The sequence below is a fragment of the Aliarcobacter vitoriensis genome, assembly GCF_003316695.1.
Lineage (GTDB): Bacteria > Campylobacterota > Campylobacteria > Campylobacterales > Arcobacteraceae > Aliarcobacter > Aliarcobacter vitoriensis.
Genome location: NZ_PDKB01000006.1, coordinates 20,102 through 44,509, shown reverse-complemented (window position 1 = coordinate 44,509; position 24,408 = coordinate 20,102). Strand labels below are relative to the sequence as shown.

The 24,408-nt window shown below is 27.1% G+C and carries 24 protein-coding genes; 17 read left to right on the top strand and 7 right to left on the bottom strand.

The features are described from left to right. Positions 1-112 precede the first annotated feature (112 nt). Positions 113-358: a helix-turn-helix domain-containing protein gene (locus CRU91_RS04455; RefSeq protein ID WP_113893849.1), complete on the bottom strand. Its 246-nt coding sequence runs from the start codon at positions 356-358 to the stop codon at positions 113-115. Between the two features lie 286 nt (positions 359-644). Here CRU91_RS04455 and CRU91_RS04450 point away from each other — a divergent pair, with 286 nt between their 5' ends. Further along, complete coding sequence (locus CRU91_RS04450; protein ID WP_113893848.1) at positions 645-1,715, top strand: DUF475 domain-containing protein; 1,071 nt, start codon at positions 645-647, stop codon at positions 1,713-1,715. Positions 1,716-1,725: 10 nt separating this feature from the next. Here the strand turns inward: CRU91_RS04450 and CRU91_RS04445 are convergent, their stop codons facing one another. The 5 genes from CRU91_RS04445 to CRU91_RS04425 form a co-directional block, all read right to left on the bottom strand. Beyond that, entirely contained in the window at positions 1,726-2,112 is a 387-nt protein-coding gene (locus CRU91_RS04445) for a heat shock protein transcriptional repressor HspR (RefSeq protein WP_113893847.1), read from the bottom strand. Positions 2,113-2,127: 15 nt separating this feature from the next. Continuing rightward, on the bottom strand, positions 2,128-2,991 hold the full coding sequence (locus CRU91_RS04440) for a DnaJ C-terminal domain-containing protein (RefSeq protein ID WP_113893846.1): 864 nt from the start codon (positions 2,989-2,991) through the stop codon (positions 2,128-2,130). 69 nt (positions 2,992-3,060) lie between these two features. Beyond that, the gene (locus CRU91_RS04435) at positions 3,061-4,557 is read right to left on the bottom strand and encodes a PAS domain-containing sensor histidine kinase (RefSeq protein WP_113893845.1); all 1,497 of its coding nucleotides are present in this window, start codon (positions 4,555-4,557) and stop codon (positions 3,061-3,063) included. Beyond that, positions 4,554-5,171: a chemotaxis protein CheX gene (locus CRU91_RS04430; protein ID WP_113893844.1), complete on the bottom strand. Its 618-nt coding sequence runs from the start codon at positions 5,169-5,171 to the stop codon at positions 4,554-4,556. Before CRU91_RS04430 ends, CRU91_RS04435 begins: the two co-directional genes overlap by 4 nt. A 7-nt stretch (positions 5,172-5,178) precedes the next feature. Next, positions 5,179-5,541: a response regulator gene (locus CRU91_RS04425; RefSeq protein WP_113893842.1), complete on the bottom strand. Its 363-nt coding sequence runs from the start codon at positions 5,539-5,541 to the stop codon at positions 5,179-5,181. A gap of 81 nt (positions 5,542-5,622) precedes the next feature. On the opposite strand from CRU91_RS04425, the gene CRU91_RS04420 reads away from it, so the two are divergent. The 13 genes from CRU91_RS04420 to hypF all read left to right on the top strand — a co-directional run bounded on the left by CRU91_RS04420 (position 5,623) and on the right by hypF (position 21,467). Continuing rightward, positions 5,623-6,783 carry an FAD-dependent oxidoreductase gene (locus CRU91_RS04420; RefSeq protein WP_113893840.1) on the top strand — a complete coding sequence of 387 codons (1,161 nt, stop codon included), beginning with the start codon at positions 5,623-5,625 and terminating at the stop codon, positions 6,781-6,783. Position 6,784: 1 nt separating this feature from the next. After that, positions 6,785-7,366 (top strand): hypothetical protein, encoded by a 582-nt coding sequence (locus CRU91_RS04415; protein ID WP_113893971.1) that lies wholly within the window; start codon positions 6,785-6,787, stop codon positions 7,364-7,366. Between the two features lie 225 nt (positions 7,367-7,591). After that, the gene (locus CRU91_RS04410) at positions 7,592-8,827 is read left to right on the top strand and encodes a hydrogenase small subunit (protein ID WP_113893838.1); all 1,236 of its coding nucleotides are present in this window, start codon (positions 7,592-7,594) and stop codon (positions 8,825-8,827) included. Then, complete coding sequence (locus CRU91_RS04405) at positions 8,827-10,551, top strand: nickel-dependent hydrogenase large subunit (RefSeq protein ID WP_113893836.1); 1,725 nt, start codon at positions 8,827-8,829, stop codon at positions 10,549-10,551. The genes CRU91_RS04410 and CRU91_RS04405 overlap by 1 nt, the downstream gene beginning before the upstream one ends. A gap of 10 nt (positions 10,552-10,561) precedes the next feature. After that, the gene (locus CRU91_RS04400; protein WP_113893834.1) at positions 10,562-11,263 is read left to right on the top strand and encodes a cytochrome b/b6 domain-containing protein; all 702 of its coding nucleotides are present in this window, start codon (positions 10,562-10,564) and stop codon (positions 11,261-11,263) included. 15 nt (positions 11,264-11,278) lie between these two features. Next, on the top strand, positions 11,279-11,884 hold the full coding sequence (locus tag CRU91_RS04395; RefSeq protein WP_235826948.1) for a HyaD/HybD family hydrogenase maturation endopeptidase: 606 nt from the start codon (positions 11,279-11,281) through the stop codon (positions 11,882-11,884). Next, a complete protein-coding gene (locus CRU91_RS04390) occupies positions 11,868-13,367 on the top strand; it encodes a Kae1-like domain-containing protein (RefSeq protein WP_113893832.1) in 1,500 nt (499 codons plus the stop codon). Before CRU91_RS04395 ends, CRU91_RS04390 begins: the two co-directional genes overlap by 17 nt. 72 nt (positions 13,368-13,439) lie before the next feature. Then, complete coding sequence (locus CRU91_RS04385) at positions 13,440-14,606, top strand: hydrogenase small subunit (RefSeq protein WP_113893830.1); 1,167 nt, start codon at positions 13,440-13,442, stop codon at positions 14,604-14,606. 1 nt (position 14,607) lies between these two features. Then, positions 14,608-16,338 carry a nickel-dependent hydrogenase large subunit gene (locus CRU91_RS04380; RefSeq protein ID WP_113893828.1) on the top strand — a complete coding sequence of 577 codons (1,731 nt, stop codon included), beginning with the start codon at positions 14,608-14,610 and terminating at the stop codon, positions 16,336-16,338. A gap of 17 nt (positions 16,339-16,355) precedes the next feature. Next, positions 16,356-17,021 carry a Ni/Fe-hydrogenase, b-type cytochrome subunit gene (cybH, locus tag CRU91_RS04375; protein WP_113893826.1) on the top strand — a complete coding sequence of 222 codons (666 nt, stop codon included), beginning with the start codon at positions 16,356-16,358 and terminating at the stop codon, positions 17,019-17,021. Next, positions 17,021-17,581 (top strand): HyaD/HybD family hydrogenase maturation endopeptidase, encoded by a 561-nt coding sequence (locus CRU91_RS04370; protein ID WP_113893824.1) that lies wholly within the window; start codon positions 17,021-17,023, stop codon positions 17,579-17,581. Before cybH ends, CRU91_RS04370 begins: the two co-directional genes overlap by 1 nt. After that, positions 17,565-19,184 (top strand): hypothetical protein, encoded by a 1,620-nt coding sequence (locus tag CRU91_RS04365; RefSeq protein WP_113893822.1) that lies wholly within the window; start codon positions 17,565-17,567, stop codon positions 19,182-19,184. The genes CRU91_RS04370 and CRU91_RS04365 overlap by 17 nt, the downstream gene beginning before the upstream one ends. Before the next feature lie 33 nt (positions 19,185-19,217). After that, positions 19,218-21,467, top strand: a complete 2,250-nt coding sequence (gene hypF, locus CRU91_RS04360; RefSeq protein WP_113893820.1) for a carbamoyltransferase HypF — start codon at positions 19,218-19,220, stop codon at positions 21,465-21,467. Here the strand turns inward: hypF and CRU91_RS04355 are convergent. Then, positions 21,450-22,085 (bottom strand): hypothetical protein, encoded by a 636-nt coding sequence (locus CRU91_RS04355; protein ID WP_113893818.1) that lies wholly within the window; start codon positions 22,083-22,085, stop codon positions 21,450-21,452. The genes hypF and CRU91_RS04355 overlap by 18 nt on opposite strands. A gap of 115 nt (positions 22,086-22,200) precedes the next feature. Between CRU91_RS04355 and hypB the strand changes: the two genes are divergently transcribed. The 3 genes from hypB to hypD are packed head-to-tail and all read left to right on the top strand — an operon-like array spanning position 22,201 to position 24,402. Then, positions 22,201-23,004, top strand: a complete 804-nt coding sequence (hypB, locus tag CRU91_RS04350; RefSeq protein WP_113893816.1) for a hydrogenase nickel incorporation protein HypB — start codon at positions 22,201-22,203, stop codon at positions 23,002-23,004. A 4-nt stretch (positions 23,005-23,008) separates the two neighbouring features. After that, entirely contained in the window at positions 23,009-23,275 is a 267-nt protein-coding gene (locus CRU91_RS04345) for a HypC/HybG/HupF family hydrogenase formation chaperone (RefSeq protein ID WP_113893814.1), read from the top strand. 2 nt (positions 23,276-23,277) lie between these two features. After that, positions 23,278-24,402 (top strand): hydrogenase formation protein HypD, encoded by a 1,125-nt coding sequence (gene hypD, locus CRU91_RS04340; RefSeq protein ID WP_113893812.1) that lies wholly within the window; start codon positions 23,278-23,280, stop codon positions 24,400-24,402. The last annotated feature ends 6 nt before the right edge of the window (positions 24,403-24,408 follow it).

Sequence of the window (24,408 nt, the reverse complement as noted above, 5' to 3'; positions counted from 1 at the left end):
GATATATTTTTTGCTTAAAAATAGCTGAAAAGTATCGTATTGTTTATTTCCATTATATTGTATATATGCTTAAGCTATTAGATATGAGTATTCTTTTATAAATATTTAATAATTATTTTTTAAAAAATTCACAAATATCAATATTAAGTATTTTTGCTATTTTATGTAATTGAGCAATATTAAATTTTCTTTTATTAGCATATAATTCAGCAGCAGAAACAAGACTAGAAGATTTATTCCCCATTTCTAAAGATAGTTCTAATTGACTCATATTGGCTTTGCTTCTAAGTTTAGCAACATTCCTACCAATTAACATATAAAGTTCATCAGAACTTAACTCATTTATTTCTTTATTCATTTTATCCACACTACATTTGAAGTGTTAAGTATAGTTATGTAATAATTCATAATCAAGCTACAAATGTAGTGTTTATGTTAATAAATAAGGTTAAAATGCAATTAAAACGTGTTTTATTGACTTTTTGTTTTATTATAGGTGGTTAATTATGGAAGCAACATTTTTTATAGTGATATTTCAAATTCTTATTATTGGTGTTTATATGTTTTTTTCTAGAAAAATTTGAATGCAATCATTAAATTTAAAAATTTTAGATACAATAGCAAAAAAATTTTAAGGGATTAATTTGAAACAAAAACCAATTATTTCATATTTTTATGGTTTCTTTGCAGTTTGGTTTGTAGCAACTATTCTATTATTTTTGTATGGTGGATTCTTTGCAGTTTATCAAGGGACGATACTTTCAGTTTTGGAATTGAGTTTATCATTTGATAATGCTGTTGTAAATGCTACTATTTTGGCTACGATGGCTCTTGTTTGGAGAAGAAGATTTCTTATTTGGGGAATGCTAATAGCCGTTTTTGGTGTTAGATTTGTATTTCCTATTTTAATAGTATATTTTTCAACTTCTATGGGATTTATTGATTCTTTTGATCTTGCAGTTAATAATCCAGTTGAATATGAAAAGATTATACAAAATTCTCATCACGTTATTATGTCCTTTGGTGGAATGTTCCTTTTGATGCTATTTTTAAAGTTTTTATTTGATGAAAATAAAGATATTCACTGGATAAAAAGTATTGAAAATTTTGCAGTTAAACTTTCAAAAGTAGGTGATATAAAAGCACTTTTTATAATGTTTTTAATGTTAGGTATCACGTATATTGCCCCAAATGAAGTCGTGATGGGTGATAAAATGGTAACTGTAAATAAGTTGGAAATTTTGGTTCCAATGATTATTGGAGTTATTGCTTTTTATTTAATAGAACTTTTAAAAGGTGTTATTGAAAGTAGAAATGAAGATGAAGAAGCAGGTGCAGATGTTACAAAATTAAGTGGTGGCTTTGTATCTTTTATGTATCTTGAACTTATCGATATGAGTTTTTCTCTTGATGGAGTTTTAGGAGCATTTGCTATTACTCAAAATATTGTTATTATAATGTTAGGTCTTGGTGTTGGAGCAATGGCAGTTAGAAGTCTTACAATATATATGGTTGAACGAGAAGTTGTTTCAAAATATATCTATTTAGAACATGGAGCTATGTGGAGTATTGGGCTTTTAGCTTTATCTATGTTGGTTCAAATTTTTTACCATTTACCACCAATGCTTATAACAACTTTTGCTATTGTTCCTATAACATTGGCATTCATTCACTCAATCTATAAAAATAGACAATTTATTTTAGATGGGAAATAGTAAGTAAAAATTACTTACTATTCTTTATAATCACCATTTCAAAAGAACTTTTCTGTACAACTAAAGCTTTTTTATCAGGTACTACACTTAGAGAGTTGATATTTTGTATTTTATTTTTATATATTTCAACTTCATTTTCTAAATCTTCTATTTTTTTGTTTAATTGTAAGATAATATCAACACCAGCAATATTTACTCCTAATTCTCTTGTTAAAGTTAAAACATATTTTATGTGATTTATATCTTTTTGTGAATAAAGTCTTATTTTACCATTTGTACGGCTCGGTTTTATTAAACCTTCTCTCTCATATTGTCTTAGGGTTTGTGGATGAATATTTAAAATTTCTGCAACAGCTGATATTAAATATACAGGTTCTATATAACTATTCTTTTCCATTTCTCAAAACTCCTTTTAGTTATTTGGAAGTTTCTCTTCCATTATTTTTACTAAACTATCATCTAATTCTTCAAGTTTTGGTAAAACAATATTTGCTTTGAGATATAAATCTCCTTTTATTCCACTTTTTCTATTTAAAACTCCAAGCTCTTTTACTCTAAATTTTTGATTTTGCTTAGTATCTTGAGGGACTTTTAATGTAATATCTTTATGAATTGTTTTTATATCTATTTTACCACCAAAAAGTGCAGTTTTTAAAGGGACATCAAAATATTTTGTCAATGTATCGCCTTCTCTTGTGTATTCGTTACTTGGAGATACATTTATTTTAAGGATTAAATCACCTTTTTGTCCTTGATATGATTTTCCTTTTCCTTTTGCTCGTATCTTTTGACCACTTTCAATTCCTTCTGGTATTTTTACATCAAAAGAGTCATTGCTTAAAGATATATGTTGTTTACCACCAAGAATTGATATATCAAAAGGTATTGTAACTTGAGCATTTGTATCTAAATCTGGTTCATCAAAACCAAAATTTCCAAATCCACCTCTACTAAAACCACCACCAAATCCACCAGCTCCACCAAACATCTGTCTTAGAATCTCATCTAAATCAACACCTTGTCCTTGGCTCCGTGCAAAATCACTAAAATTTTGTCCACCAAACATAGAATCACCATATTGGTCATATTGTTGTTTCTTTTCTGGATTACTTAAAACTTCATAAGCTGCATTTATCTCTTTAAATTTATCTTCAGCTTTTGGGTCTTTATTTACATCTGGATGATATTTTCTTGCAAGTTTTCTATAAGCTTTTTTTATCTCTTCAGCAGTTGCATTTTCACTAACTTCTAATGTTTCATATAAACTTTTTGCCATATTTTCTTCCTATTCTAATAAATTATTCAAATTTTAGAATTTAATTATATCAAAAAGGTTGAGTCAATGTCAATCAACTTTATAAGGAAGAGTTATTTTAAATATAGCACCTTTGCATACAATATTATTATGCATAAACTTAATATTTTTCACACTAATATCTCCACCCATACTCTGATTTATAATCTTTCTAGTCATATATAAACCAAGTCCTGTTCCTTGATATTGATGTTTTGTTGTGAAGTAAGGTTCAAAAATTTTATCAATAATATCAGCTTTTATTCCAGATGCATTATCTAAAATTGAAATTTCAACAAAATTTCCAACTTTTTTTGTACTAACTTTGATGATTCTTGTATCATCTTCTTTTATATTTAAGTTTAAGGCATCTTTTGCATTATTAAGAATATTTATTATTGCTTGAGAAAATTCATTTTCTACATTATAAACATAGATATTATCTTCTAAATCTAAGATTATTTCTATATTGAAGTTTCTAAAAAAATCTTCTACTAAAGTTATACTATTTTTAATATTTTCATTTACATTAAATAAAGATTTATCTTTATGTATTTTAAGAAAATCATTAAAAGTATCAATTGTATTTGAAAGGTGTTCAGTTGTCTTTAAAATAAGTTTTAATGAGTCTTTTAAACTATCACTATCCAAATTATCCAAATCATTTTTAAGTTTAATATTAGACGCAGTAATAGATATAATATTTAAAGGTTGCCTCCATTGGTGTGCAATATTTGCTATCATTTCTCCCATTGCTGCTAATTTTGATTGTTCAGCCATGAGATTTTCTTTTCTTTTTATATCTTCTATATCAATAATAGTCAGAATTTTAAAAATTTGCTTATTTATAAAAGCATCTTTTACATTTATAACTGCACTAAATTTGCTACCATCGTCCCTAATTATTACAGTTTCAATACTATTTTTATTTGATTTTTCGCAGATATATTTATCAAAAATTATTTCATTAAAATTTTTATTTATTAAATCAAATTTAATATCTTTATTTAAAAGTTCAACTGCAATTTTATTGCAATCAACTACTTTGTCATCTTTAAAAATAATAATAGCTTCCATTGTAGCATCTAAAATAAGTCTTAGCTCTTCATTTTTCTCATTCAGTTCTTCTTTTGCAACTTTTAATTTAAAGTTGATTTCACTCAATAGTGTTACATCATAAATATACAAAACAACTAGCTCATTTTCAATATCTAAAGGTGCTATTGTTATGCTTTGTTGCATTTGGTTAAATACTTTATCAGCAACATTTTTTAACTCTATGTTTATAAGATAATCATTTGTCTGAGGAGTATAAAAAGTAGGTGAATTAAGTTTTAGAGAAGTAATTATTTTTCTTTTTAATCTTTTTTCATCTATATTTGAATAAAAAGATAAAATATTTTTATCTACAATTGCTGAACTACTAATTCCTGTTCTTAGTTCAAGCCATTTATTCCAAAATATAACAGTTAAATCTTTGTTTAGTACTATAATTCCATTATCAACTGTATTTGTGATGATATCACATCTAGTATCTTTTATTTTCAAAGTTCATCCAAAATTTTATTTAGTTTATCTTTTATAAAAAGAATAGAGTTGTCAGTTGTTAATATAAATAATTCTCCATGAATGTTTAAATCTTCAAACTCTAATTTTGTAGATATTATAATAACTTTTTCATAGTTATTTATAAAAAGATTATTCAATTGTTTCATTGAATTTACAACTTTTATTGTTGGTGCTGAAAAGGAAACATTTGTTTCTATATCTTCAGCTAGTTTACTAATAGTTGATGATGATAGAACATTTGTTATTTCTAAAGTTATATCACAAATATCTTCATCTGTTATTTCATCTTCATTTAATCCAAATTTATATGCCATATTAATTGCAGATTTTTTATCAATTAAAAACATATTTTCACCACTTAAACGACCATTTATTTGTTGAAGAGCAATTAGATGCTCATTTTCAAGATTTAATTCATTTGATAAATGTTCTTGTAATTTTGAAGCATCTATAATTTTTATTTTTGGAATACTTAATCTTGCAAAAGCATCTAAAATTTCAGTAATTGCAGCTGTTGCACTACCATAAGCAACATTCATGAGTTCTTGAAGGCAATCTATTTCGTCTTCTGTTAGTATTATATTTGATTCCATTTTTAGCCTAAAATACTAGTTTATTTAATATTTGTTGCATTTTTGTAATATCAATAGGTTTTTTTATAAAATTAAATGCACCAAGTTCTATAGCTCTATCGATAGCTTGTTTTTGAATATCTGCTGAAATTATTATAACTTTTGCCTCTTTATCAAACTCTTTTATATATTTTAAAGAGTCAAAACCATTCATAATAGGCATTGTTAAATCCATAAAAGTTATATTTGGTTTATGTTCTTTATATAAATCCAATGCTTCTTGTCCATTTTGTGCTTCAAGAATTTGATATTCTTGACCTAGTGCTTCTTCTATAGTCCTTATAACCATTTTTCTTGCTATTTTTGAATCATCAGTTACCAAAATTTTCATAAACTACCTTTTAAAATAATATTGTATTTTATCGAGTAATATTTAAAAATTACTTTATGAAATTTAGATATACTCTTTTTTATGAAAAAGTATGACTATATAATTATTGGAGCAGGAATTTGTGGATGCTCTTTATCTTATTTTTTAAAACAATATTCAAAAAATATTTTATTGATAGATAAAAATAGTGATGTTGCTTTCGGAGCAAGTGGAGCTGCTGGAGCATTTTTATCTCCACTTTTAGGAAAACCAAATGAGTTTAAATCTTTGGTTACAAAAGCTTTAAAATTCTCTTTGGAAATTTATAAAAAAGATTTTGCTGAATATTTTCAAAATTCTGGAACTTGTAGAATTCCAAAGAATCAAGAAGATTTTGATAAATTTAAAAGTTATATTCCTCATATGGATTTTGATTTTAAGGCTTTTGAAGATGGCTATTTTTTTGATATTGGAAGTGTTGTTAGCTCTTATGAAATATGTAAAAAATTATCTAAAGATGTAGAAAAATTATTCAATTATGATGTTTTAAAAATAGAAAAAAAAGATGATTTATGGATAATAAATGATGAAATTGAAGCAAAAAAGTTATTTTTATCTACAGGTGCAGATATATCTTTAATAAATGAAGAATATTTTGATATAAGAGCAGTTTGGGGACAAAAAATAGATATTTTGAGTTCTACAAAAATAGATATAAATTACCATAAAGAGTGTTCATTATCAAAAAGTATTCCTAAAAACGGTAAAAATTTTATCTCTATTGGAGCAACACACCACAGATTCAAAGAAAATATGGAAGATACTTCATATAATTTGAAACTTAAAAATATAAATAATATAAAACACAATAAAAAAACTTTAGAAATAATAAACAATGATACAGAGGAACTTTTAAAAAAAGCAAATGATATAAAAAAGCTAGAAGATATTGAAGTTATTGATATAAAAATAGGCTCAAGAGCTTCTAGCATAGATTATTTACCTATGGTTGGAACTTTAGTTGATAGCAAAAAAAGTTTTGAAAAATATCCTCATATCAAAAATGGTACACACATTAAAAATGAAAATTTAGTACTTTATGAAAATATTTACACTTTAAATGGTGTAGGAGGAAGAGGCTTTGTACTTTCACTCTATTTGGCTTCAAATTTGGTAGAGTTTGTAATAAATAATAAGATATTAGATGATAATATTACAAACTATAGATTATTTTCACGATGGGCAAAAAAATATAAGGATTAAAATGAAAAATACAATAAAAGTAGTTTTTTTAGGTTTAGTAGGATTTGCGTTGTTAGTTTATTTGACAATTCCAGATTTTAGTAATGAAGATGATATAAAACAAGAGTTAAGTTTAAATGATATTCCTAATTTTTTTGATGTTATAGGTAAAAATCCATATACAAAAAAAGATGAACTTTTTAAAAATAGTGAACAAAGTTACATAATTGTATTAAATCATGATTCTTTAGCTATTTTTAAAGATTTGTATAAAAAAACAAATAAAAATATAGTTTTAGTTGCAAATATATCAAATACTCCTTGGTTGATTAAACAAATAGCTATAAATGGTGAACTTGAAAAAATGTATCAAACTTCAAAAATTCCTTTAATAAATGATTCTGATGGTTCTTTTATAAAAGCTTTAAGATTAGATGATAATTCACAAAATAGCTATTTTGTATATACTATTTTTGAAGATGGTAGTATAGAAAGGCTTTTTAAAAGTAGTGTAAAAAAAGGTGCATTGCAAGATGGAATAACTAATGATGAAATAGATATAAATTTGGATGAGTTTTTTAAAAACTTAAACAAATTTGAGTAAAACTGTAACAAAACTAAAAAAAAACTTAATTTTAATATTTCTTATATAAAATTAGAACAAGATAAATATTCATATTCGATAAAATCGGAAATATTTTTTTACCAAAAATTAAAAAATCTTTAATATATTAAATTTTCACTCTTTTCCAAAAAAAACATTAAGTATTGTATAAGTATTAAAGGATTATCTTTTAGATACAGATATTTATTTGTAGGAGGAACAGATATGACTGATTCAATGGATAGAGTAAGGGAAGTATTTACTCAAAAATCAACGAGAGTAAATACAAATAAAGGTGATGAGTATTATAACTTATTATTTGAAAAATCAAAAAATAGATTAAAAGCTTTAAGAGAAGAAACACCACTTAAAAATATTGATATGCTAGATATTATAGAGAGTGAAGGAATAAATAGAAGGGATTTTATGAAGTGGGTGAGTGCAACAACTGCTACTCTTATGCTTCCTCCTATGTTTGCTCCACTTGTAGCAGAAGCTACTGAGCTTATGAATAGAGTACCTGTTATTTGGCTAGAGTTACAAGACTGTGCTGGAAATTCTGAAGCACTTTTAAGAAGTTCCGCTCCAACAGTTGATGATTTGCTGTTTGATGTTTTAAGTTTGGAATTTCATGAAGCATTGCAAGCAGCTGCTGGACATGATGCTGATAAACAACTTGAAGAAGCAGTTGAACACTTTAAAGGTAAATATTTACTTTTTGTAGAAGGTTCAATTCCTATGGCTATGAATGGTCAATATGGTACGATTGGTGCTATGGGAGAAACTTTCCATGAACATCTAATGAGAATATCAAAAGATGCAGCAGCTATTGTTGCTGTTGGTACATGTGCTACCTTTGGTGGAGTTCCAGCTGCTGCTCCTAATCCAACAGGTGCTGTTGGTGTTATGGATTTAGTAAAAGGAAAACCAATAGTAAATATTCCAGCTTGTCCTGCAAATCCAGCAAATATGGTTGGAGTAATCTTACATTATGTTTTAACTGGACAAATTCCAGAACTTGATTCACTTTTACGACCTAAGTTTGCATTTGGTTATAGAATTCATGATAACTGTGAAAGAAGAGCTCATTTTGATGCTGGCGAGTTTGTTGAAGAGTGGGGAGATGAAGGGGCTAAAAACAATTGGTGTCTATATAAAGTCGGTTGTAAAGGACCTATGACATTTAATAACTGCTCAATCATAAGATATAATGATGGTATCAATTGGCCTATTGGTGTTGGTAGAGGCTGTATTGGGTGTAGTGAGCCAGATTTTTGGGATAAATATGCTTATGAAAGACCAATGGCAACTGCACGAATAAAAGCTCCAACAGGTGGAGTTGAAAAAACTGTTGATGAATTTGGACTAGGATTATTAACAGCAACTGCTGTTGGTATTGGAGTTCATGCTGTTGCAAGTATCATTGCTGGTAAAAAATCAAATGAAGGAGAAGAAAAATAATGGCAAAAAAACATTTAGTAATTGATCCAATTACAAGAATTGAAGGACATCTTAGAATTGAAGCAATTATAGATGAAAACAATGTTGTAACAGATGCTTATTCTTCTTCAACAATGTTTAGAGGAATTGAAGAAATACTAAAAGGAAGAGATCCAAGAGATTGTGGACTTTTAGCTATGAGGATTTGTGGAGTTTGTACAGGAACACATTATCAAAGAAGTATTGAAGCAGTTGAACATGCTTTTAATGTAACTATTCCAAAAAATGCAAGGTTAGTTAGAAACCTTATACAAGGTGCTTTATACCTTCATGATCATATTGTTCATTTTTACCATTTACATGCACTTGATTGGGTTGATATAACAGAAGCACTTAAAGCTGATCCTAAGGCAACTGTTGTTGAAGCTCAAAAGTGGGCAAAAATATCAGGGCAAAGACCATGGAATGCAAATGAAGATGTATATGCTCAAGTTCAAGAAAGGGTTACAAAATATGTAAAACAAGGAAGACTAGGGATTTTTGGAAATGCTTACTGGGGTTCAAAAGGGTTTAAACTTACTCCTGAACAAAACTTAATTGGACTTTCTCATTATCTTGATGCACTTGAATTACAAAGAGATTTAGCAAAAATGATGGCTATTTTTGGTGGTAAAAACCCACACCCACAATCTTTTGTTGTTGGTGGAGTTACATGTGTTCAAGATATTAAAAATCCTGCAAGAATTGCAGAATTTAAACAAATTTTAAAAAGAGGTCAGAAATTTACAAAGGAAGCATATTTAAGTGATGTTTATATGGCTGGAACTATGTATGCTGATGAAGCTTTAGAAGGAATTGGTGGAGGTGTAGGAAACTATATGTCTTATGGTGGGTTTAGATTAGATGATTTACCATTTTATAACTCTTCAAAACTTTTTCCATCAGGAATTGTAAAAAATAGAGATTTAACTAAAGTTTTTGAAGTAGATGAAACTAAAATAACAGAAGATGTAACTCATGCTTGGTATGAAGGTAATACAAATTTACATCCATATGATGGAGTTACTAAGCCAAATTATACAGGTTTTGGTAAGAAAGAAGATAATATTGCATATTTAGATACAAAAAATAAATATTCTTGGATTAAATCACCTCTTTATGACGATGAGAGAATGGAAGTTGGTCCTCTTGCTAGAATGATTGTAGGATATGCAAGTAATGATGAAAGAATCAAAAAATATGTTACAAATTTTTTAACAAATGCAAATCTTCCTGCAAATGTATTATTTTCAACAGTTGGAAGAACAGCAGCACGTGCAATAGAAAGCGAGCTTATGGCTGATATTATGATGGAATGGGTAGATGAGTTAGCTTTAAATGTTGCACATGGAGATTTATCAACTTGGACAGAGTTTGATTTTAATAATGTTGCAAAAGATGCAAAAGGAATAGGGCTTGAAGAGGCTCCTAGAGGTGCATTAGGACATTGGGTAAAAATAAAAGATGGAAAAGTAGAAAATTATCAAGCGGTTGTTCCCTCAACGTGGAATGCAGCTCCTAGGGATTATAAGGGAAGATTAGGTGCTTATGAATCATCATTGATTGGTACAAAGGTAGCAAATCCAGATCAACCTTTAGAAATTTTAAGAACTATTCATAGTTTTGATCCGTGTATTGCTTGTGCTGTTCATATCATAGATACAAATGGTAAAGAACTTGGTGTATATAAAGTAAATCCAATTTAAGGAGTAACTTATGGCAAAAAATATAGAAGTAAAAAGAATGACTAAAACTATGAGAATAGTGCATTGGGTAACATTCTTTAGTATGATAATTGCAGTAGTTACTGGACTGTATATTGGACATCCATATTATCAAACATTTATAGCTGACCCAGCTGTAGATAAATATGTAATGGCTTGGAATAGATGGGCACACTTTATAGTTGCTATTATCTTTGATGTAACAGCTGTTTTAGTTGGATATTTATACTTTTTTTCTAGGTTTGAAAAACCATATAAAAAGCTAATTCCAACAAAAACAAATCTTGTTGAATTTTTTGAGGTATTTTTAAATTTAATAACATTAAATAGAAGAAAAAAATTTAATTCAGCCCATAGTGATAGCTTTAATATTGTATTTTTTACAATATTCCATCTATTGTTAGGGTTTATGTTGTTTACAGGACTTCAATTATATGTTCATGGATTAGCTTCTGGAGAGAGTTCTATTGGTACTTGGTGGCCAGCAATGCTTCACTTAGTTACGGATTGGACTTTATATGTTTTTGGTGGAAATATGGGAGTTAGAATAGCTCATCATTATACTATGTATTTTATTTTAGTATGGGTTATGTTTCATATTTACTATCAAGTTTGGAGAACAATATTCTGGAAAGAAGGTGATATTGCTATTGTTTTTGGTGGAAGCAAATTTGTAAAAGAAGAGGAGAAATAAGAGTTAAGCGAAAGCTTGACTCTTAAACTTTATATGAAAAAATCTATTGTAATTGGTGTTGGTAATATGCTCTTTAAAGATGAGGGTATAGGTATTTATGCAAGTGAATATATAAAGCAAAACTATAATATTAGTAGTGATTTAGAGATAATTGATGGTGGAACATTAGGATTTAAGCTAATGGCATATTTTCAAGATTATGATAATGTCATTATCTTAGATACTGTATCTATTGAAGATGAAGTTGGATCTATTTTTAAACTTCCCAGTGATGTTTTATTAGGACTTGGAAAATATAGAAAAACTGCTCATGAAGTAGAAATTATTGAAATGTTAGAGATAGTTTCTGTATTAGATTCTCATGCAAATGTAACAATCATAGGTATAGTTCCTCAAGATATACAGAGCGTAGAAATAGGTCTTACTCAAAAAATGGAAGAATTTTTTCCTCTTTTTATAAAAACTGCATTGAAAGAAATTGAAGATTTAGGTTTTTCATATTCAAAAAAAGATGAGATAAGTGTTAGTGATATAGTAAAAAGTATGATAGGAAGCTACAATGGTACACATTTAAGTAGAATTCCAAATGAAGAGGATTTTACTCATGAAATTAATCTATAAAATTGAATTTAATTCAACAGCTTTATATTTTAAAAAATTAATTGATGAATTAATAGTTGAAGATAATATAAAAGCATTCACAAAACAATATTTTGGATTTATTCTTATAATTTTTGAAGATAGTAGTGAGAAAATAGAAGAATTCTTTACTACTTTAGAAAAAAACCTTCCTATTTCTATGTTTATATCAAAATCTTATGTTATTGATAATTTTGATGAAAATTTGGAAGAGATAAAGGATTTTAATATCAAACCAAATTTCGAGATTTTAACACTAAAAAAAATAAATGAAATTTTAGAAGATAATTACTTTGATTTTTTAGATAATATAATAAAATTATCTAAAAATGAAGTTGTTGAATATAAAAATATAAAAATATTTTTACCAAATAAAGAAATTTTAGAAGAATTGAAAATAAATAATGAAGAGATTAAACTTTTAATTTGTAATAGTAATAAAATAAGTAATATTGTAAAAATCGATGACTCTGATTTAGCTTTGTTATGTTCTATTGAAAGACCTCTTGTAAGATTAAAGCTTCAAGATGAATACTTAAATATTTCAAATTCAAAATATATTTATACAAGATTACCAAATAATAAAGATATGTTACTTCTCTCGCAAGCTTTATCTAAACAAAATATAGATTATATTTTATATACAAGTGATGAAAAAGAGTTAAAAGCTATAAATAATAATGATAAAAATATTGTTATAAGTGACGAAAAAATACTTTTTCCTAAATATGATTTTGCTTTAAAAAAAGTTTTTAATACAAAAAAAGAGTATTTTAACTCTTTCCCAAATATATATAAGTCAATTATTTCTTATGAATCAAAAGAGAATATTTCAACTATTGGAGTATATTTTTCACAAAGCTCAAAAAATAGTTTTGTAGATATAAACACTTCAAATGGAAAAGAAAAAAGAGTTATATATGTTCCAGAAATAGACAATTGTATTGATAAAGTTTTTAAAGATATTTCATCTATTGATGAAAATTCTAAAAGATTGATAGATAATTTTATAAAAAAATACCCTGATATTTTAAATCAAAAATTATCAAACTTGAATTCATTTGGTTCTATCATCGAAATTTGTGCAAAAGTTTTAGGTTTAAATAATATTCTCGAATTTGAAGAGTTGGCATTAAGTAGTAGCTATTCTAATGGTGTTCAAATTGATATGAAAATTAATAAAGTTGAAGATAAAAATTATTTAGATTATAGAAAAATTATTCAATCAATAATGTCATATAAAATGGCTGATGTTGATAATGAAACATTAGCTTACTCATTTTATGAATTTTTAGGAGAATTTATTGTCGAATATTCAAAAGAGATAGCAAGACAAATAAAAGCAAAAGATATAGTTCTTTGTGGAGATATTTTTGCAAACAGATTAATTTTAAATAAAGTTTTAAAAGAGTTAAGTAAAAATCACAATCTAATTTTACCAAAAGAGTATCCTTTAGATTATTAGAAATCCATAAACAAGAGAGTATATAAGATAAATATGGTAGAATAAACCATATATTATTTAAAAAGGTCGCACTTGAAAAATAAAAAACTCTATGAAAAATTATCTAATAGATTATTAGATTTAGAAAAACTACCAAGATTTAAAGAAGAAAAATCTATAGATTCTCATTTGGAAGAAAAAGGTATCTCAAGAAGAGATTTTATGAAATGGGCTACAGCAATGACTGCTATGTTAGCACTTCCTGCAACTTTTACTCCTTTAGTTGCAAAAGCAGCCTCTTTAAGTGATAGACTACCTATTATTTGGCTTCATATGGCTGAATGTACAGGATGTAGTGAATCATTACTTAGAACGGATGCTCCAACTATTGATTCATTAATTTTCGATTATATATCTTTAGAGTATCATGAAACTTTGATGGCAGCAGCTGGATGGCAAGCTGAACACAATCTTGAATCAGCTATTGAAAAATATAAAGGAAGATATATTTTAATGGTTGAAGGTGGGATTCCAACAGGAGAAAATGCTACTTTCTTAACTATTGGTGGGCATGGAAAAACAGGAGAACAATCAGCAATTGATGCTTCAAACAATGCTTTAGCAATATTTGCAATAGGAACTTGTTCATCTTTTGGTGGAGTTCAAGCAGCTATTCCAAATCCAACTGGTGCAAAAGCTTTATCAAATGTTACAGATAAATTAGTAATAAATGTTCCAGGCTGTCCTCCAAGTGAAAAAAATATAGTTGGAACTTTACTTCATTATATACTTTATGGAACTTTACCGTCTCTTGATGCTTACAATAGACCAAAATGGGCTTATGGATTGAGAATTCACGATTTATGTGAAAGAAGAGGGCATTTTGACGCTGGTGAGTTTGTAGAAGAGTTTGGAGATGAAGGTGCAAAAAAAGGATACTGTTTATATAAAGTAGGTTGTAAAGGACCATATACTTTTAATAACTGTTCAAAAAATAAGTTCAATTCTCATACTTCTTGGCCTATTCAAGCAGGACATGGGTGTATTGGTTGCAGTGAACCAAACTTTTGGGATACTATGGGACCTTTTGAAGAACCAGTTGCAAATAGACTGTATAATACAGTATTTAAAGGTTTAGGTGCTGATGCAACAGCTGATAAAATAGGAGTTGGATTACTAACTCTAACTGGAATAGGTATTGCTGCACATGCTGCTATTTCAAGATTTAAAAACCCAAAAGATTCGCAAGGAAATGAATAAAATGTCAAATAAAAGAGTTATAATAGACCCAATTACAAGAATAGAAGGACATTTGCGAATAGAAGTTGAAGTTGATGAAAATAATGTGATTCAAAAAGCATATTCATCATCAACTTTATGGAGAGGTTTAGAAACAATAGTAAAAAATAGAGACCCAAGAGATGCAGGTTTTTTGATGCAAAGAATTTGCGGAGTTTGTACATTTTCTCATTATAGAGCAGGGATTGAAGCTGTTGAAGATGCTTTAGGAATAATTCCTCCTATAAATGCAAAACTTACAAGAAGTTTGATGAATATGGCTTTATTTATGCATGACCATATTGTACATTTTTATCATCTACATGGACTTGATTGGGTTGATGTTGTTGCAGCACTTGATGCAGATGAGCAAAAAGCTTCAAAAGAAGCTTTTAAATACTCAGACTTTCCAATAGCAACTGGAGAAAATGACTTAAAAAAAGTAAAAACAAGAGTTAAAGAGTTTGTAGAAAAAGGACAATTAGGACCATTTGCAAATGCTTATTGGGGACATAAAACTTATAGATTATCTCCTGAGCAAAACTTGATTTTATTAAGTCACTATTTAAAAGCTTTAGAAGTTCAAAGAGATTTAGCAAAACTTATGGCTATTTTTGGTGGAAAACAACCACATCCACAAAGTTTAACTGTTGGTGGAGTTACATGTATTATGGATTTATTAGATCCTTCAAGAATGGGAGAATATCTAACTTTATTTAAAGTTGGGGCAGAGTTTATAGAAAATGCTTATCAAGCGGATATTATAATGGCTGCTGGTGTATTTAAAGATGAGTTATCTGTAACTAGACCAGCTGGAGTTATGAACTTTATGGCACATGAAGAGATGAGATTGAATAAAACAGAGTTTTTATTTGATTCTGGGATTATTTTTGATGGAGATTTATCTAAAGTATTCGATATAAATGAAGATTTAATAACAGAAGAAGCAACTCACTCTTGGTATGAAAATAATGAAGCACTTCATCCATATGAAGGTAAAACAAACCCTAAATATACAGGATTAAGAGATATGGATACAATTGGAATGGATGGAGAAAAAGTTCATTCTAAAGTTATAGATGAAAAAGGAAAATATACTTGGATTAAATCTCCAAGATATGATGGAAAAGCTATTGAAGTTGGACCATTGGCTTGTATTTTGATATCTTATGCAAAAGGAAATAAAAAAATAGTTCCAATTGTAGATGAGTTTTTACAAAAAACTGGTTTACCAAAAAGTGCTTTATTTACTACTTTAGGAAGAACAGCAGCTAGAATGTTACAAGTAAAAGCAGTTGCTAAATATGGTTTAGAAGCCTTTCATACTCTAATTGAAAACCTAAAAGTAGATGAGATAACTTTTACTTCTTATAAAATAGATAAAGATAAAGAATATAGAGGAAGATTTATAGGTGATGTTCCAAGAGGAATGTTGTCTCACTGGATTAGAATAAAAAATGGAGTTGTTGAAAATTATCAAGCCGTTGTTCCTTCAACTTGGAATGCTGGACCAATAGATGCAAAAGGACAAATGGGACCTTATGAAGCAAATTTAGTTGGTTTAAAAGTTCAAGATATTTCTCAACCTCTTGAAATTATCAGAATAATACACAGTTTTGACCCTTGTATTGCTTGTGCAGTTCATGTTATGGATAAAAAAGGTAATGACTTAGGAACATACAAAGTAGATCCATTATATGGTTTTTCTTGCTAATATAAATTGGAGCAAATATGATAAAAAAACATTATGAATACTCTTTATGGCTAAGGATTACTCACTGGCTTAGAATGCTTGCTATAACAGTTTTGACTTTTACTGGATTTTATTTAGCATATCCATTTATATCTCCTTCTTTAAATGGAGGTGAACCAACAAACTTTTTAAATGCTTTGATGAGAAGTTGGCATATTATTTTTGGATTTTTATTGATTTGTGTAACTATTGGAAAAATGTATTTATTCTTTTTTGATAGAGAAAGTAAAAAAGAAAGAATATCTTTTTTTGATTTTATTTCACCAAAAATGTGGATAAAACAGATAAAGTATTATATTTTAATAGGTGAACATACTCATATAAAAGGTGTTTATAATCCACTACAATTTATGGCATATTCTGGAATTTATATATCTTTGATACTTATTTCTTTGACTGGATTGATTTTACATATTCATGTTTACCATGAAGGATTAGGTGGGTTTTTATACGATGTTCTAAGACCCATAGAGGTTTTAATGGGTGGATTAGCTATGGTTAGAGAAATTCATCATATTTGTATGTGGATTTTTATAATATTTTTGCCTATTCATATTTATTTGGTTGTTTTCAACTCTGTTTATGGAAAAAAAGGGGATATGGACTCTATTATCTCTGGATATAAATGGGAAGACCATAAATAATGAATATCTTGATTTTAGGAATAGGAAATATCCTATTTCAAGATGAAGGGATTGGTGCACATTTTATTCACTATTTAGATGAAAAGTATGAGTTTATATCGCAAAAAAATAGTGTAAGTTTAGTTGATGGTGGAACTTTAGCTCAAAGATTGATTCCGGAAATTGTAAAGTATGATGAAGTTTTGATTATTGATTGTATTGATGCAATAAATTCAAAAGCTGGAGATGTTTTTTTCTTTGATTTTAAAAAAGTTCCTTCAAATATAAACTGGCAAGGAAGTGCTCACGAAGTTGAGATGCTTCAAACATTAAATATGATTGATATGAATAAAGATTTACCTACAACGCATATTTTAGGAGTAATTCCTAAAAGAGTTACAGATGATACTACTTTTGAGTTAAGCAGTGAAATTATACAAGCTTCAAAAACTATGGAAAAAGTCATAATTGACCATCTTTTAAAACTTGAAGTTACAGTAAAACAAATAAAAGAAGTTGATATAAGAAACATAGCTTTGGTTTCTTTTAAAAGAGATATTATAAATGGTCCTAAAGTTTAAATTTACCTATAAATCAAGTGATAAAACTTTAGTAAAGTTTTTGGATTTTGCTTCAAAGAAGTTCGATTGTAGCTATAAAATATATCAAGAACTTGATTTTATTTGTTTATATATGCAAGCAAATGAACAGATTTTAGAAGAGTTTTCTTCAACTTTATCTTTATATATTCCTATATCAATTTTTTATTATGGTATTGAAGTTGAAGTAGTTGAAAATTTACCAAAAGAGGATTCAACTACTGTTTATGATGATAAAATCATATCTTTTTGTCCAACTTGCCTAAAAGAAGTTGAAGATGAAAAAAGTTTGGATTATTATAATGCTTTTAAATCTTGTGAAGTTTGTAAAAGTTTTGAGAATGCAACTTTTATTTTTGAAAATGAAGAGATAAAATCACATAAAAAACTTTTTGAGAAGTTAAGCCAACTAATAAATGAAGATAAAAAAATCAAAATAAAAACTTTAAGTGGAACTTTTGTCTTTTCAAAAGTTAAAGATATAGAAAATCATAAAGAGTTATTGGTTACAAATTTAGAAAATATCAATACTTTGATTGTAGAAAATGCAACTTCTATTGTAGCACTTGCAAGTATAGAAAAGCCACAAATTGAGTTTAAAATAAATGAGATATATAAACTAAAACATAGTATCAAAAAAGAGAAAATAGATTTGCGATTTGCAAATGATTTGACTTTATATCTACTATGCTTAGAACTCAAAAAATTAAATATTGATTTTTTAAATATTGAAGATAAAAGTGCTAAATCTAACTATTTTTTAGATGTAAAAAATAGTAATAATATCTTTTTGGATATTCCTAAAATAGTATGTTTTGATAATAAAAAACTCATTTTAAACTCGATTTCTTATCCAAAAAAGCTAGATACTGTTTTTAGTAAGTTTAAAGAAAAAGATAAAGCCCAATTCATGACTGTTTTAGCTGAAAATGAATTATTTGAGAAGTCTATTATGAACTTTTATATTAGCTTTTTAAATGATGATAAAATCTCTTATTACTCACAAAATGGATTAGTTGATATTTTAGAAGATTTATATATTCCAGCTTCAATAAATGAAGTTTTTGAAAGTATAAAAAAAGATATAAAAGGACAAAAACTTCTAAAAAACTATGAAGAAAAGTTTAAAAATGATTATGAAAAAGTATTAAACACAAAGATAGATTTTTCAAAAAAATCATTCTTTACATATTGGCAAATAGCAAAAATAGTGCTAAATTTTGAAGAAGATGTAGTCGTAAATGCTACAAATTCATTACTTGAAAAAGGACCTAGAATTGACTATAAAATCTTTGATAGTAAAAAAGTATTTAATAGAAAATTTGACTATTTACCACTTATAAAAACAGCCATGAGTTTTAAACTTGCAGGTGTTGATGAAGAAACTATTAGCTTAGGATTTATCGAGAGTTTTGCACACTTTATAGCCAATGAAGTTGATATTTTACATAATAGTTATGATCTCGATGGTATTAGTTTATGTGGTGATATGTTTGCAAATATCAGATTTAATCAACTTGTTGAAAAAAGTATAACAAAAAACTTCAAAATCTACTACAATAAAGAGTTTGTCATTCAAAAATAGGTATAGTTTTAAACTTATATAAAAAGAAGAGTGATGATAAACAAGAAAATATCTATTTTTGGAGTTGTTCAAGGTGTTGGTTTTCGTCCATTTATTTACAATCTAGCTATCAAATATGATATAAAAGGTTGGGTTAAAAATGATGAAAATGGAGTAGAAATAGATGTCTATTCTACACAAAAAAATATAGAAAATTTTATAAATGAAATCAAATCAAATCCTCCAGTTTTAGCAAAAATCACTAATATAAAAATAGAAAAAAATAACAAAATAAAAGAATACAAAAACTTTGAAATTATTCAAAGTTCAAGTTCAAAAAATAAAACTACTATTATCTCTCCTGATATAGCAATTTGTGATGATTGTATCAAGGATATAGATAATATTGATAACTTTAGATATAGTTATAGTTTAACAAACTGTACAAATTGTGGTCCTAGATATTCAATCATCAAAACAATTCCTTATGATAGAGTTAATACTTCTATGAGTAAGTTTAAATTATGTAAAAAATGTGAAGATGAATATAAAAATCCTTTAAATAGAAGATATCATGCAGAGCCTATTGCTTGTGAAGAATGTGGTCCAAATATGGCTTTGTATAATATAAATAGTGATATATTAGAATGCAATTTTAAAGCCATAGAGCAAACAGCTAGTTTAATTAAACAAGGATATATTATTGCATTAAAAGGTATGGGTGGATTTCATATAGTTTGTGATGCAACGAATGATAAAGTTGTTAGTAAATTAAGGGTTATTAAAAATAGACCAACAAAACCTTTTGCAGTTATGTTTAATAATATAAATAGTATTAAACAATATACAAACATAGATTTTAAAGAAGAAAAGATTTTAACTTCTAAAGAAAAACCAATCGTTCTTTTAAGAAAAAAAAAGAATACAAATTTATCACAATTTATAGCTCCAAATATAGATAAAATAGGTTGCTTCTTACCAAATACAGGATTGCAATATTTAATTTTTAAAAACTTAAAAAATCCCATTATTGCAACAAGTGCAAATTTAAAAAATGAGCCTATTATGACAAATAAAGAAGAAATTTTTTTAAAACTTTATGGTTTGGTGGATTTTGTGTTAGATTATAATAGAGATATTGTAAATAGTTGTGATGATTCTATTGTTCAAATTATTGGAAATAGATTAGTAAAACTTAGAATTTCAAGAGGATATGCTCCAATTTTAAATAGTGTTGAAAAAAGTTTCAATAAAAATATCTTAGCTTTAGGAGCAAATCAAAAATCTACCATTAGTTTAGCTTTTGGGAACAATATTGTAACTTCTCCATATTTAGGTGATTTAAACTCAATTTTAACAATAGATAATTATAAAAATACTATTAAAAATTTTGAGAATTTTTATGAATTTAAACCTGAAGTTATAGTTTGTGATAAACATCCAAATTATGAAAGTACAAAATATGCTATGAAATTAAAAGAAGAAAATCAATCAATACAATTTGTACAGATTCAACATCATTATGCACATATTTTATCTGTAATGGCTGAATATTCACTAACGAAAGATGTTTTAGGAATTGCTTTCGATGGAACTGGATATGGAGATGATGGAAATATTTGGGGTGGAGAATTTTTTATAGCAAATGCTAAAAAGTATGAAAGAGTTAAACATCTAAAATATTTTAAACTTTTAGGTGGAGAAATAGCTATAAAAGAGCCTAAAAGAGTTGCTTTATCTTTACTTTTTGAAATATATTCTTTAGATGAAGTATTAAATTTAGACATTCCAATAATAAATATGTATAATAGTAATGATATAAAAGTATTATATACAATGTGGAAAAAAGGTTTAAATTCTCCATTTTGTAGTTCGATTGGAAGATTATTTGATGCAGTTGCATCATTAGGAAATATTTTACATATTCAAGAATATGAAGGAGAAAGTGGGCTTTTGATTGAAAGTCTTTATGATAAAAATATAAAAGATTTTTACAATTATGAGATTTTAGAAGATGAAATAGATATAAAACTTATGATAAAAGAGATTATTTTTGATAATGACAAAATAAAAATAGCTTCAAAATTTATAAATACTTTGGTAAATATCATATTTGATATTACAAAATCTTACTCTTTACCTGTTGTGTTAAGTGGTGGAGTTTTTCAAAATAAAACTTTGTTGGAGTTAATTATAGAAAGATTTGAAGATGAAAATATAGAGTTTTATATCAATGAAAAATATAGTCCAAATGATGAATGTATAAGTCTTGGACAGATATATCATTTAAACAATATTATTTAATGTTTCTAGTTGTTCACTCTTAATATAGTTAAACTTAAACTCTTGCTCTTTTAAATAGTAGAAAAAGTTATCTTCATTTACCCCTTTATATTTTCTCAAGTTTGATTCTAAAAATTTCCAAAATTCATTTAGTTTTGTTTGATGAGAGTTTTGTGAATGAATTTTATACCAATTTAGATATTGAATAAATCCATCTTCTATATCAAAAGCACGATTTCCAACTTTTGGCATAAGTAAGGTATAAACTCTTCCATTTGAGTAAAAACCTATAATATTGATAGCTTCACTTAGAGATTTTCTTTTTTTATGCTTTTCTCGCTCTTTTATATAGTAAAACTCTTCATATTCGCTGTAATCTTTTATTGAATTTTGATACTCTTCTTCTAAATAAATAGCTATTTTTTTTCTAAGTAAATCAAATCTATCTTTTACAGTTTTATAGTTTAAGTTCAATTCTTTTGCTGTTTGAAGTGCATTTTTATCTTCACAGAATTTTTCTATGATTAATCTATCTTTTTCAAGTTTTTTTAGAGATAGTTTTTTTGCACATTTTTTACATTTTATGTAATCATCAGCTAATACATAAAAACTATTATTTTCACAATTTGGACAATTCATACAATATTCTAACAAATTTGTTCTAAAAATATATAAGTGCTTTAAAGTTATTATATAAGATTTAGATTTTTTGGGTTAAACTTCACAAAAATATAGAGTTTAAAAGGAAAAAAATATGTGTAAAGATTGCGGTTGTACAATAGCAGGAAAAGAACATAATCATCATCACGAACATGACCATTCACATGAGCATGGACATCATCACGAAAATCATTCTCATTCACATCAAGCAGCTCATGAAACACTTCATCATAATCCACAATTAAATGATGCAAAAACAATTTCAGTAATTCAAAAAATATTAGATAAAAATGACCATGAAGCAGCACATAATAGAGCACATTTTGACAGTCACAAAGTTTTAGGAATAAATTTGATGAGTAGTCCAGGAAGTGGAAAAACTACACTTTTAGAGCATTTAAGCCAAATTGCAGATTTTAAATTTGGTGTTGTTGAAGGTGATTTGGAAACTTCAAAAGATGCAGATAGACTAAAAGCAAAAGGAATTCCAGCTGTTCAAATACAAACAGGAAGTGCTTGTCATCTTGATGCATTTATGGTTCATAAAGGTTTACATGATTTATCTTTAGATGATATTGATGTTTGTTTTGTGGAAAATGTAGGAAATTTAGTTTGCCCAGCTTCTTATGATGTGGGAACTCACTTAAATATTGTATTGGTTTCAGTTCCAGAAGGTGAAGATAAAATAGCAAAATATCCAGTTATGTTTAGATGTGCAGATTTGATACTTTTTACAAAAACTGACCTTTTGCCATATTTTGAATATGATTTAGAAAAAGAAAAAGCAGTTGCAAGAAAGCTAAAACCAAATGTTGATATTTTGGAAGTTTCTATAAAAGATAAAGAATCGCTAAAGGCAGTTGTTGATTGGATAAATTTTAAAAGAAAGATGAGATAACTCAATGTGTTTATCAATACCATCAAAAATAAAAAGTATAGATAAAGAGATGAATTCCTGTATAGTTGATACTATGGGAGTTGAAAGAAGTGCAAGTTTAGATTTAATAGATCAAGAAGTTCAAATTGGAGATTATGTTTTAATTCATATTGGTTTTGCTATGAATAAAATAGATGAAGAGTATGCTTTAGAATCACTCAAAGTTTATCAAGAAATCATAGATAAAATGGAAGAAGAGGATAGACTAGCAATGATTGAAGAAAATGGTTGATTATGAAAAAAGAGCTACAATTAAAAGATTTGTATGATGGTTTTAGAGATGCAAAAGTTATAAAAGCTTATCAAAAACTAATAGATGAAGATTTAAGAGATTACCCTAAAACTATAAATATTATGGAAGTTTGTGGTGGGCATACTCATACAATTATGAAGTATGGAATACCACAACTTTTAAATAAAAAAATAAACTTTATTCATGGACCAGGATGTCCAGTTTGTGTTATGCCAAAAGATAGAATTGATAGTGCTTATGAGTTAAGTTTGCAAAAAGATGTAATTTTAGTGACACTTGGAGATATGATAAAAGTTCCAGGAAGTAAAGGAAGTTTACAAAAAGCAAGAAGCGAAGGTGCTGATGTAAGATTTGTTTATTCTCCACTTGATTGTCTAAAAATAGCAGATGAAAACAAAGATAAAACTATCATATTTTTTGCAATAGGTTTTGAAACAACAACTCCAATGACTTGTACTTTATTGAATCAAGTAATATCTAAGAATATAAAAAATATTTTATTTCATATAAATCATATAACAGTTCCAGAAGTAATGAGAGTTTTAGTACAAGATGAAAATTGTAAAATAGATGCTTTTTTAGGACCATCGCATGTTAGTGTGATAAGTGGAAGTAAAATATATGAAGAATTTCCTTTGACTTATGATAAACCAGTGGTTGTAAGTGGATTTGAACCTGTTGATGTTATGCAAAGTATCTCTATGATAGTAAAACAGTTTAAAGAAAATAGAAGTGATTTAGAAATAGAGTATAAAAGACTTGTTTCTTATGATGGAAATATAAAAGCTCAAGAACTTATAAATAAATACTTTAAAAAAGTTCCTTTTAAATTTAGAGGAATTGGAGAGGTAGAAAATAGTGGATATGAGCTAAAAGATGAGTTTTATAAATATAATGCAAAAATGGTTTATAAAGAGATTTTACCTACTGTTGAAGTAAAAGAGAATAAAGCTTGTAAATGTCCCCAAATACTTAAAGGTGTAGCAAAACCAACTGATTGTAAAATATTTGGAAATGTATGCACTCCAGCAAATCCAATAGGCTCTTGTATGGTGAGCTCAGAAGGTGCTTGTAGTGCTTACTATAAATATGGGAATTTGTTGTAAAATAGT